Raw genomic sequence first — 2,577 nt, forward strand, 5'->3', positions numbered from 1 at the left:
GATTGAACGAACCCGCTGACGCGGGAGTGGGATTTATGTTGTTTGGGATGGTCTCCTGATGAGAAGGTTTGGTTGCTGAGACCAGCTTATCAACAGGAGACAACCCCATGCCCCAGAAGTTAACCGAGACCATGACAGCGGTTCACCCGCTGCGTCGTCGTATGATCGACGACATGAACCTTCGCAACCTTTCCCTTGCAACGCAACGTTCTTATTTGCACGCGGTGAGCAAGTTCAGTCGATATTTTGGATGCTCGCCAGACAAGTTGGGATTGGAAGATGTTCGCGCTTTCCAAGTTTATCTGGTTTCCCAGAACATTTCGTGGCCTGCGCTGAACCAGATTGTGTGTGCGCTGCGCTTCTTTTATGGCATAACGCTGGAACAGTCCGATATCCCAGAGCGGATCGTCTATGCGCGAACGCCTAGCAAGTTGCCTGCGATCTTGAGTGCTGACGAGGTGGTTCGCTTTTTGGAAGCCGTCCCATCGTTGAAGGCGCGTACTGCTTTGACAGCCGCTTACGCGGCGGGGTTGCGCGCATCTGAGGCGATCAGTCTCAAGGTATCGGATATCGATAGCGACCGGATGGTGATCCAAGTCCGTCACGGCAAGGGAGCCAAGGACCGCACAGTGATGTTGTCGCCCCAACTGCTGGGCATATTGCGGACCTATTGGCGATTGGCTCGCCCCCAGACTTGGCTGTTTCCTGGTCGGGGCGACAAGCCCATTGATGTGCAGGTGCTGCATGGGGCCTGCCGCTCTGCGACTAAGGCGGCGGGTCTGGTCAAGAAGGTTAGCGTGCATACGCTTCGCCACAGCTTTGCGACCCATCTTTTGGAGGGTGGCACTGATATTCGTATTATCCAAGTTTTACTGGGACACAATAATCTGTCGACGACGGCACGCTATACCCATGTAGCGGCCAGCACCATCGCCAACACAACCAGCCCATTTGACCGCTTGTCACTCGGCGAACCCCTCCCGTGAGAGCGGGTTATGCGCGCCCATCTCGAGGTCGGCGACATCTTTGCTCGCCATGGCCATGCCTATCGTCATAGCCGCGAAGGCCATCTTGGCCGCGTAGAGCGCCGTGTTATGTCGGCTATCGAGCTTTGCCGGACAGCCGCGCTGGGAGGCCATGTTGAAGCCTGCCAAGACTGTACGCATTCCCGTATTGCCTATAATTCTTGTCGCAATCGCCATTGCCCCAAGTGCCAGAGCACAGCCCGCGAACAATGGCTGGAAGATCGCCAAGCTGACCTGTTACCAGTGCCTTATTTTCACGTCGTGTTCACTGTGCCAGAGCAGGTCGCGCAGATCGCCTTCCACAACAAGGCCATCGTTTATGGGATATTGTTCAACGCAGTGGCTGCGACGCTCAAGACCATCGCTCGTGACCCGCGTCACCTTGGCGGCGAGGTTGGCTTCCTCGCTATTCTGCACACATGGGGACAGGCGCTTACGCACCATCCCCACATTCATTGCTTGGTCCCTGGTGGTGCACTCGCCTCGACGGGACAGTGGCTGAACACCAAAGCCCGCTTCTTCCTGCCCATCCACGTCCTCTCGCGCCTGTTCGCGCGGCTCTTCATGGAACAGCTTTTGGCGGCCTACGCGGCTGGGCTATTGCGCTTCTCTGGCGAACTTAGTGGTCTGAGTAACGCCGCCACCTTCGCTGGAACAGCAAAGGCGTTGCGCAAGAAGAAGTGGATCGTCTATGCCAAGCCTCCGTTTGGATCGCCTCAGCATGTCCTTGCCTATCTAGGGCGCTACACACACAGGGTCGCCATTGCCAACAGCCGACTGGTGAGCGCTGATGAGGACAGCGTGGCATTTACCTGGCGTGACTATCGCCATGCTAATGCACAAAAAGTCATGTCGCTTCACCCCCATGAGTTCATACGCCGCTTCCTTATCCATACCTTACCCGATGGATTTCACCGGATCCGGCATTATGGATTTCTTGCCAATGGATACCGTCGCACCAAGCTGGCGATCATACGCCAGCAACTCGCCCACGCAGACCAAGCGCCTGTGGGGCAAAGCGACATTGGTAGAGCTGGCTCAACTGACCACGCTAAAAAACTGCGTCCCACCTTTAATCTTTCCATCTGTCCCTGCTGTGGCGGCACTCTTAGCGTGATCGCCGCGCTGCCGCGCTGGCCCACGCAAAGACAAAGGGAGGGGCCATCGCCACCATGGCCAGACACCTCATGATCATACAATACTGCTCAAAACCACCAAGAACAGCGTCGCGGGACCGACCCAACCACGCAATGCTCTCCCATGCCTGCCACGATGACTATCCAGTGTTGCCGCGCAATGACGGAGGCACGACGCCGCTCCAACAGCCAATTGAAGGGTCAATAGCCGTGACAAGCGCTAACATCCCACCCATCACTGAATGCAAAAGGGTCCATCGGTCCTTCAAAACGGCGCACCAAAAACCAGCGCATTGCCACTAATCCCATAGGGCCCATCACTCCACGCAGATTCGCTCAATCCGGCTTCAATGAGGTCGCCGCCCGCGCCAGGACAGACCCTCTGTGATACTCGACCTCACAGAAACCTCCAGATT

At 56.6% G+C, this 2,577-nt stretch carries 2 protein-coding genes; both read left to right on the forward strand.

Features of this window, described 5'->3' with window-relative positions:
- Window positions 1-107 precede the first annotated feature (107 nt).
- A complete protein-coding gene (locus ACOVRA_RS02970) occupies window positions 108-986 on the forward strand; it encodes a tyrosine-type recombinase/integrase (RefSeq protein WP_313588624.1) in 879 nt (292 codons plus the stop codon).
- Window positions 987-995: 9 nt separating this feature from the next.
- Complete coding sequence (locus ACOVRA_RS02975) at window positions 996-2,216, forward strand: IS91 family transposase (protein WP_421718985.1); 1,221 nt, start codon at window positions 996-998, stop codon at window positions 2,214-2,216.
- The last annotated feature ends 361 nt before the right edge of the window (window positions 2,217-2,577 follow it).

The organism is Aquidulcibacter sp. (assembly GCF_049239865.1).
Classification (GTDB): domain Bacteria; phylum Pseudomonadota; class Alphaproteobacteria; order Caulobacterales; family Aquidulcibacteraceae; genus Aquidulcibacter.

Excerpts from the sequence above, each read along its gene's own strand:
- ACOVRA_RS02975 (WP_421718985.1), top strand. The coding sequence starts at position 996 with ATGCGCGCCCATCTCGAGGTCGGCGACATCTTTGCTCGCCATGGCCAT.
- ACOVRA_RS02970 (WP_313588624.1), top strand. The coding sequence starts at position 108 with ATGCCCCAGAAGTTAACCGAGACCATGACAGCGGTTCACCCGCTGCGT.